This is a genomic window from Streptomyces sp. NPDC093094, from assembly GCF_044754345.1.
Taxonomy (GTDB): domain Bacteria; phylum Actinomycetota; class Actinomycetes; order Streptomycetales; family Streptomycetaceae; genus Streptomyces.
In genome coordinates, this window is record NZ_JBIVOX010000042.1 from 22,997 (window position 1) to 32,000 (window position 9,004).

General features: G+C 72.7%; 6 protein-coding genes. 1 reads left to right on the forward strand and 5 read right to left on the reverse strand.

The window, feature by feature from the left end; all coding sequences use genetic code 11:
• Nucleotides 1-126 precede the first annotated feature (126 nt).
• Nucleotides 127-3,258 (forward strand): AMP-binding protein, encoded by a 3,132-nt coding sequence (locus ACIQGV_RS39650; protein ID WP_402504378.1) that lies wholly within the window; start codon nt 127-129, stop codon nt 3,256-3,258.
• A 75-nt stretch (nt 3,259-3,333) separates the two neighbouring features.
• On the opposite strand, the gene ACIQGV_RS39655 is transcribed toward ACIQGV_RS39650, so the two are convergent.
• The 5 genes from ACIQGV_RS39655 to ACIQGV_RS39675 form a co-directional block, all read right to left on the reverse strand.
• Nucleotides 3,334-4,125, reverse strand: a complete 792-nt coding sequence (locus tag ACIQGV_RS39655; RefSeq protein ID WP_402504381.1) for an alpha/beta fold hydrolase — start codon at nt 4,123-4,125, stop codon at nt 3,334-3,336.
• A 90-nt stretch (nt 4,126-4,215) separates the two neighbouring features.
• The gene (locus ACIQGV_RS39660; RefSeq protein WP_402504382.1) at nt 4,216-5,217 is read right to left on the reverse strand and encodes an NAD-dependent epimerase/dehydratase family protein; all 1,002 of its coding nucleotides are present in this window, start codon (nt 5,215-5,217) and stop codon (nt 4,216-4,218) included.
• Nucleotides 5,218-5,386: 169 nt separating this feature from the next.
• A complete protein-coding gene (locus ACIQGV_RS39665; protein WP_402504385.1) occupies nt 5,387-6,151 on the reverse strand; it encodes a glucose 1-dehydrogenase in 765 nt (254 codons plus the stop codon).
• 67 nt (nt 6,152-6,218) lie between these two features.
• Nucleotides 6,219-6,893, reverse strand: a complete 675-nt coding sequence (locus tag ACIQGV_RS39670) for a ScbR family autoregulator-binding transcription factor (protein ID WP_402504387.1) — start codon at nt 6,891-6,893, stop codon at nt 6,219-6,221.
• A 291-nt stretch (nt 6,894-7,184) separates the two neighbouring features.
• Nucleotides 7,185-8,189, reverse strand: coding sequence for a ScbA/BarX family gamma-butyrolactone biosynthesis protein (locus ACIQGV_RS39675; RefSeq protein ID WP_402504390.1), 1,005 nt, complete (start codon nt 8,187-8,189; stop codon nt 7,185-7,187).
• Nucleotides 8,190-9,004: the final 815 nt, after the last annotated feature.

The following is a 9,004-nucleotide window of genomic DNA, read 5'->3' on the forward strand; positions in this document are numbered from 1 at the left end:
TGTCCCGCCGGGCGGCCGGCTGTCTTGAACGGCTGACCCACACCCCTGAGAGTGGGGGTGATCTGCGCATTCATCCGAATTCCGGATCTGTCTGCCGAGGAGTTGATCTCTGTGCGTTCGTTCGGTGTGTCGTCTGCGCATCAAGGCATGTGGAGAGCGCAGGAAATGGCTCCCGACACGCCGAACCATGCGCTGACCATGTGGGACGTGGACGGCGAGCTGGACACGGCGGTCATGGAATCCGCGTTCCTGCGGGTGATGGACGAGGCGGAGGTGCTGCGCGTCAACTTCGTCGACGACGGCGGCGGACTGCGTCTGGTGCCCCGCGAACTGGGGGACTGGCGGCCGTTCCTCCTCGACCTGCGCGCCGAGGCCGATCCCGAGCAGGCGGCGCGCGAGGCCCTGGCCGACCTGGTGCGGCAGCCGTTCGACCTGGCGCGGGACCTGCTGTTCCGGCTGGGCACGGTCAGACTCTCGCGGACCCGCTCCCTCCTGGTGATCGCCTACCACCACCTCATATCCGACGGGTTCGGCGCGGGCGGCCTGCTGTCGCGGCGCCTCGCCGAGGTGTACACGGCGCTGGTGCGGGGGACGGAGGCACCGGCGCTGCCGCACCCGTGGGACGCCGAGTCGTTCGCGGCCGAGGCGGTGGAGTACCTCGCCTCCCCGAGGTCCACCGAGGACGAGGAGTTCTGGCGCACCTACCTGACGGACGCGCCCCCGCCCGCGCAGATTCCGCGCGTCCCCCTGTCCGGCCCGGCGCGGACCGCGCTCGACGAACCGCTGAGCAGCGCCGACCGCTGGTCGGAGGTGGCCGGCGCCATCGGCATGGCGAGCCGCACCCTGACCGTTCCGCGCGCCGAGGCGGACGCCTGGACCGAGCACGCGAAGTCCTTGGGCGTGTGGACGTCGTCGATGCTGACCGCAGCGGTGGCCGTGTACCTCCGCCACCGCTGCGACCGCCCCGAGTTCCTGCTGTCGCTGGCCGTCGGCAACCGGGTCGGCGTGGCGAGCAGGACACCCGGCCTGGCCGTGAACGTGGTGCCCGTGCGGGTGCGGGTCCCGCTCGGCGCGGCCTTCACCGAGGTCGCCGACGCGATCGGCGACGAGACGTACGAGATCTTCGACCACACCGCCTGCCACTACTCCGACATCCAGCGCGCGAGCGGGACCGCCCTGAGCGGCCGCGGCAGCTTCGGCGCCGTCGTGAACGTCGTCGAGTTCGCGGAGCAGCTCCGCTTCGCCGACAGCCCGGCGCGCTACTCCGGCGCGACGACCGGGACCTTCGACGAACTGTCGATCGGCGTCTACCGCGACGGGAGCGCCGACAGCGACCTCTTCGTCCGGCTCGACGCCCCCGCGAGCCTGTACTCCCGCGCGGAACTGCGCTTCATCGGCGAGGAGCTGATCGCGTACATCCGCGCGGTGGTGGCCGCCGGTGAGCAGCCGGTCGGCGCGCTGGACGTGACGGGCGGCGCCGGGCGCGACCGGGAGCCGGTCGCACCGGACGACACCGCTGCGCCGGGGCCGACGGTTCCCGAGCTGTTCGCCCGGCAGGTGGAGCGGGACCCCGAGGCCGTCGCGCTGGTGTCCGGCGACCGGACGGTCTCGTACCAGGAGCTGGACGAGCGGTCCGGCCGTCTGGCCGCGGCCCTGCGACGGCGGGATGTCGGACCCGAGACGGTCGTGGCGGTGGCGCTGCCCCGGTCGGTGGACCTGGCCGTCGCCCTGCTCGGCGTGGTGAAGGCGGGCGGGGCCTGCCTGCCGGTCGACCCGGCGCTCCCGGCGGAGCGGATCGGGCCGCGGCTCGGCGACGCCTCGGCGCGCGCGCTGCTCACCGACGCGGCGACCGCCGGGGTGCTCTCCGCGGACCTGGACGTACCGGTGATCGAGTTCGGCGCCCTCTGCGCCACCGGCTGGGACACCGTCGCCGAGGACGGCAGCGGCGGTGCGGCACAGGTCCCGGTCCCGGTCCGGCAGGACAATCTGCTGGCCGTGCTGTACGGCTGCGGACCGGCCGGTGAGGACGAGGCACTCGCCGTGACGCACCGGAACATGGCGCGGCTCGTCCTCGGCCGCGGGCAGGACGCCGGCCGCGGCACCGTGCTGTGGCACGGGCCCCCCGCCTCGGACGCGCTCGCCGACGACCTGTGGGTGCCGCTGCTGAACGGCGGCCGGGTGGTCGTCGCACCCGGGGGAGAGCTGGACGCCGGCGTGCTGGCCGAGGCGCGGGCCGCGCACGGGATCTCCTCGGTGAGGCTGCCCGCCGGCCTGTTCACGGCGATCGCGGCACAGCGCCCCGAGTGCCTCGCCGGGCTGCGCGAGGTGCGCACCGGTGCCGGCCCGGTGCCCGCGGCCGCGGTACGACGGGTACGGGAGGCATGCCCCGGGCTGACGGTCCTCACCGGTCACGGCACGGCGGACGACACCGTCCTCCATGTGCTCGGACCGGGACTGGCACCGGTGCCCGCCGGCGTGGTGGGAGAGCTGTACGTGGCCGGTGCCGGAGTGGCGCGCGGCTGCCCAGGACGGCCCGGGCGGACCGCGGAGCGGTGCGTGCCGGACCCGTTCGGACCGGCCGGAGCGCGCATGTACCGCACCGGGGACCGGGTGCGACGGGATGCCGACGGCCGTCTTGTGCACATGGGCCGGGCCGGCTCCCAGGTGGAGGTACGGGGCGTCCGTGTCGAGCCGGCCGAGGTCGAGGAGGCGCTGTCCGAGCACCCCGGGCTGGCCGGGGCGGCCGTGGCCGTCGGGCGGGACGGCTCCGGGCAGCAGCGCCTGCTGGCCTATGCGGTCCCGGTGGGCGGCGAGACCGTCTCGGGTGAGGAGCTGCGCCGGTTCGCCGCGGGACGGCTGCCGGAGCCCATGGTGCCGTCGGTGTTCACGGTGCTGGAACGCCTGCCGCTGACCGCCGACGGGTCGGTGGACCGGGCGGCGCTGCCGGAGCCCGGGGCCGACGACGGGAAGTACCGGGCACCGCGCAACGACACCGAGCGGATCCTGGCCGAGGCGTTCGCCGAGGTGCTCGAACTGGACCGGGTGGGCATCGACGAGGACTTCTTCGACCTCGGCGGCAACTCCCTGCGGGCGATCAGGCTGGTCGGCCTGATCCGGGCGGAGCTCAGGCAGGAGGTGTCGATCCGCAGGCTGTTCGTGGCGCGCACCGTCGTCGGCCTGTCGGAGATGTGGCAGGACTTCTCCCGCTCCAGCAGGCCGGCCCTGAGCAGGAGGACGAAGGACGGCGCGGTCGTGTGAGCCGGCGGCCGGCCGGCCCGTGGCGGGCGGCGTCCGGACCGGCCCCGGCCGGAGGCCGCCCGCCACGGCGGCCGCTCAGCGGTCGTGAGCGGCCGCGGTCTCGCGCACGGCCTCGGCGACGGCCCGGAAGTCCTTGCGCAGGATGCGGGAGTGGTTGCTCGCGACCTTCGCGCTCACCCGGAGGTTCGGGTTGCGGGCGAGCACCGGGTCGAGCGAGGCACGCAGCTGTTCCATCTCCTCCCGGCCTCCGCCGAGGCTGGCACCCGTGGCGAGGACGTACCGCACCGGGCAGGTCAGACGGCCGAGGACCGGTGCGAGCGCGGCGGAGATCTCGTTGATCTCGATGTTGATCTCGGCGTGCTGGTGGACGTCCATCCGCGCGGCCATGCCCAGCGGGCGCACCAGCGGCAGCAGCGGCCGCATCCGGCGGAACAGCTTCCGGATCCGCTCGTGCGCTTCCGCGCCGGTCAGGCCGTACGGCATGGCGCCGTCCACGGACACCACCCCCAGCACGCGGTCCGGCTCCCGGTCGGCCCAGTGCACCGCGAGCGCCGCACCGTAGGACCAGCCGACGAGCAGCGGCCGCTCCACCCCGGTCGCCGCGAGGACCGCGTCGACGTCGCGCAGGCACGCCTCGAAGGAGTAGTCCGCCGACCGCTTCGAACGGCCGCGGGCCCGCTCGTCGTAGGTGATGTGCCGGAAATCGGCGCCGAGTTCGGTGATCACATGCCGCCAGTGCGCCTGGTCGGCGTAGGAGCCGTTCAGATAGACGACGGGACGGCCCGGCCCACGGGTGTCCGTGACGGCCAGGGCCGTGTCGTCGACGGGGACCATGCCGGTCCAGGGCGAGGAAGCGGAAGGGGTCATGCCGTCAGCGTCCGGCACGACGACCCAGGGTCAAGGCCGACGAGCGACATCGAGCCATCGGGCCCATGGGCCCGCCGGGCCCTGCCCGTGTCACGTGGCGGAGGGCTGCAACTGCCGTGCGTACCAGGCGAGGCAGGCCGCGAAACGCTCCCCGAAGCCGGGGCCCGGGTGCAGTCCCGTGCTGCGCCAGATCCGGTCGGTGTCGTACCAGTGGTCCTCGGTGAGCAGTGCGTACTGGTGGTCGGACAGGGCCGGCAGGGAACGCCTCACCAGCGAGCGGTGCTCGGCGAGGGGGACCGGTGGCGCCTGCGGCAGGTGCAGCAGGGTGCGCAGCCGGGCCAGCAGGTCCTCCCAGGGCAGAGGCCGGGGATCTGCCACGTGGTAGGTGCCGTCGGCCGCCCGGGGCTGCCGCACCAGGGCGGCGGTGATCCGGGCGAGGTCCTCGACGGCGATCACGGACGTACGGGCGCTGCGGCCGTCGGGCCAGAACGGTACCCGGCGCAGCAGATGGGCGACGGCGGGAACGAACCACCGGTCTCCGACGCCGTAGACGAGCGGGGGGCGCAGCACCGTGCCGCCCGCCGCCCGGACCTCCTCCTCGGCGAGCAGCCGCGAGGCACTGGCGGCGGAGGCGGGCGAGGGATCGAGCTGCCCCTCGCGGACACCGCGGTGGGGACCCGTGCCGTAGACGGACGCGGTGCTGAGGTAGAGGAAGCGCCGGACCCCCTGCCGGTGGGCCTCGTCGAGCAGGGCCAGGGTCCCCGTGTGATTGACGTCCTGGCACTGCCGGGGGTCGCGGCCGACGTAACTCGCGGCGTGGACCACCGTCGTGACGCCCGAGCAGACGTCGCGCAGTGTGGCGGGGTCGGTGAGATCGCCCGCCAGGTACCGGACGCCGGGGAGGCCGCCGGTCTGCGGGGGTCTGCGGCACAGGGCCCGCAGGGCGGGTGCGCCGCCGCCGCGGGGGCCGTGGGGGCGGGCCAGCGCTCTCAGGACGGCGCCGCCGATGAAACCCGTGCCGCCCACGACGAGGACCGGCCCCGGGGTGCCGCCCGGGGCCGGGGAACGGTCGGAGTGCGGAAATACGGTCATACGGGGTCCTCCTGGCCGCGGATGTCCGTGGTGCGGACTCGGCGGGGCGCCGGGAGGAAATACCTTCCGGCCGGTTTGTTCTGACCCCGGCGGACGGATGATCACCGGGTGTCGGGTGTCGGGTGTCGGGTGTCGGGTGTCGGGTGTCGGCCCGGGGCCCGGGGCGCGGTCAGAGCCGGGAGCCCCCGCTCGCGTCCAGGATCTGGCCGGTGACCCAGCGGGACGCGTCCGACGCCAGGAACGCGACGATCTCGGCGACGTCGGCCGGCTGCCCGATCCGGTCGAAGACCGACGAGGCGGCGAGGTGTGCCGCGGCCTCCGCGGTGGTCCGCTTCGCGGCGTTCATGTCGGTCTCCACGAAGCCGGGGGCGACCGCGTTCACCGTGATGCCGCGTGGCCCGAGCTCCTTGGCCAGGGCCAGGGTGAGGGTGTTCACCGCCCCCTTCGTCATCGAGTACACGACCGACTCGGGGTAGGCGACCCGGGCGGCGGCCGAGGAGACGTTGATGACGCGGCCCCCGTCGCGCAGGTGCTTCAGACCTCGCTGGACGACGAAGAGCAGCGACCTGGTGTTCACGGCGAAGAGCCGGTCGAACAGCTCGGGGGTCACCTCGTGGATGCGCGCCGAACCGCTGATCCCCGCGTTGTTGACGAGGATGTCGAGCTCGCACCCCGCGCCCTGGCGGGCCAGACCCTCCTCCAGCCGCGCGTACAGCTCCTCGACGTCTCCCGGCACGCCCAGCTCGGCCCGGACCGGGAACGCCCGGCCGCCCTCCTCGGCGATCAGGCCGAGCGTCTCGCGTGCCGCGTCCTCGTCGCTCCTGTAGTGGACCGCGACCAGGGCGCCCTTCCGTGCCAGTTCACGGGCGATCCCCCTGCCGATGCCCCGGCCCGCGCCGGTGACGAGCGCCGTCTTTCCGGACAGTGCCCCCATGTCTCGGTTCCCCCTGTTGTGGCTGTCGTCGATGTTCCCGGACCCGGGGAGATCCCCCGGGCCCGTCTCAGTCGGCCGCCGTCGCGAGCGCGCCGTGCTCCTCCATCAGTGCCTCGGCCTCCTTGTAGACCGTCTCTCCCCGGGAGGCGGACATGTGCAGGGAGGCGACCACCGAGGGCTGTGCCACGCTGGGCAGGAGGTGGCGCAGCAGGTTGCTGACCCTGGCCAGGAGGTCCTCGTACTCGTTGAGGGCCTGGGACATGGCCTGGACGCCCGCGAAGGCCCCCACGAACACGTCCGCCGTCTCGGAGGGCACCACCTGGGGCAGCAGCTCACCCTGCGACTGGGCCTTCTCCAGCAGTTCCAGGGCCGTCCCGCTCCAGGCCAGGAAGGGGCCGCTGCGGTCGAGGTTGGCCTGCCTCTGGTCCATGGCGAGGCGGACGCTGGCGCGCACCATGGGATTGGTCTGCAACCGGTAGGCGTGCAACATCGTGGCGTCCACGAGTTCCTGCAGCTTGCTGGCCCGCTCGGGAACGGCGAACTCGTTGTTCTGTTCGGTGAGAACGCCCTGGGCGAGATGCTCCTTGGACTGGAAATGGAAGTACAGCGCGCCCTTGGTCACACCCGCCTCGGACAGGATCTCGCTGATGGTCGCGGCCTGGTATCCGTGTTCCTCGAAGACCTTGGCGGCTGCCCGCAGGATGGTCTGCCGGGTGCGGATGGCCCGGTCCTGTTTCGACACTCCGGCCTCCACCGTCATGCAGTCGACGAGCCCCTGAGGGCCCCCTAAAAAAACCGTCCAGTTTGTATCTTACAGAGGGATCGGCATCGCGTACCCCTTGGTCCATACAGCGGACGGCTGATTCCGGAGGCTGGGAACGACGTACGGGACCGGCGGGACAGGGCAGATGGGCCGGTGGGACAGTGCAGATGGGCCGGGGGACAGGACAGATGGACCGGACGGCTCGGCGGCCGGATCTTCTTGGCCGGATCCGGCCACCGGCCGGGGAGATCCGCCGGAGGTCCGGCGCGCTCAGGGTGCGGGGGTGTCGAGGGCCACCGTGCAGCGGAAGGCGGGCTCGTCCGCCTGACGGGCGGTCACGACGACGGAATCCTCGCCGGCCGGGCCGGCGCCGGGGATCCGGCTCGTCTCGATCAGGCACGGGGCGTCGAGTTCGACGTAGCGCTCGAACTCGCTCTCGATGCGCAGGGGCAGGGAGGCGTGTCCGAGGGTGGCCGACGTGCTCTGGCGGGCCGCTTCGAGCAGCAGCATGCCCGGCACGTGGTCGAGCGGGTGGTCGAAGAGGATCGGGTGGCTGCGGTCGACCCGCAGGCGCCACTGGTCCGGCTCCTCCGTGGGTGACAGCACCACATCCTTGGGAGAGGAGCGCCCGACGAGCTGGGGCGCCACCGGAGCCGTCAGCGCGAGCGGCGCCGATCCCGCCTCGGGCCCGTGCAGCGAGCGCACACGCTTGTAGGTGTTGGGAGCCATGCAGGTGACGGTGCCGTACGCGGTTCCCACGAAGTCCCCGTCGCGGCGGATCACGGCGTCGTACCGGCACTCGGCCAGGACGCCGCCGCGCTGTTTGACGTTCGTGCACGTCATCTCCAGCTCCACGGACGCGGGCACGCCGCCGACGCCGAGATGTTCCGGTTCCACATGGACACCGAGGTCCCGGACGAGGAGCTGGTGCCCGAGGGGCACGCCGAGTTCGGTGTGCGCGAGGAGCACTCCCGCCTGGCGAAACGTCTCTGCAACCATGAGCGGGTCATGGCAGTTCTGTACGCTCGTGAAGAAGCTGTGTCCGCGCGGCCACTGGGCCGTCACGGTGAAGTGGCGGCTGTCCTGGCGTCGCCAGTCCGTCAGCAGCACCTCGGCGATGCTGGCGCGGTGGACGAACTCCTTGGGGACGGTCGTGGTCAGTGACGGGTAGTGGGACACTCTCGTCGCCGACGCGCCGGCCGGTTCGGCAGCGGCGAAGGACCCGCCCTGTATCGGGCTGATCGGGCGTTCTGTGCGGAACGTGATCGCGGACATGTCTCTCCCCCTGAGCCGCGCTGGCGTCCAGATCTGCGGGTGACCCCCTCAGGCTGTCGAAGATACATACCATCCGGTTTTATTTCTAGCGGTTCCCTTCACTCCGGCTGCACAAGATGCGGACGGATTTCTTCCGATTTGCTCGCCGTGTTGCGGTCGGTCGACCCGCACGCCTCGCTTCCGCCTGTGCGGTGACCTGTCGCGAGGTGACCTGCGGTGGACGCCGACGGAGCGGGGCCGGTGGTTCGCGCGGCGGGTGCCGGAGGGGGTGCCGGGGCGGGGCGTGGCCTGTTTCGAGCAGCTCTCGAGCGGTTCTGGAGCGGCCGGTCGGCCGTGAAAGGGGCCCGTGAAGCAGGGGGAAGAGCGGATGAAGAGGGGGAAAAGCCTTGTCGCGGGTGGCGAAGCCGGGTGGTGGGCCGGAATCGGCGGCATCGGGGCGCGGGCGGGGCGGATCGTCCGGCGGAAGGGGGCGGACGGCTCGTTGCAGCCGTGGATCACCGGTGGCGGCAACCGGATCCGGCCAGGTGGCTCGGAGGAGTTGCTGAACAGCGCAGAAGGCTCCAGAACTCCTTGAGTCCTCAATAAGAAACCGCGCGCCTGGTTTGTTAGGATGCCTCATCACGGGAGCGAGGGCTCCCGGTCTGTCCCAGAGAGGGGGCCGGCATGGCGAGGGCGACTGCTCCGGCTTCGGTTTCGGAGGAGAGCGGGGCGACGGAGGAACGCGGGCGGGTCGCCGAGCTGCACGGGATCCGTGCGCAGGCGATGGCCGGGCCGAGCGAGAAGGCGACGCAGGCGCAGCACGCCAAGGGCAAGCT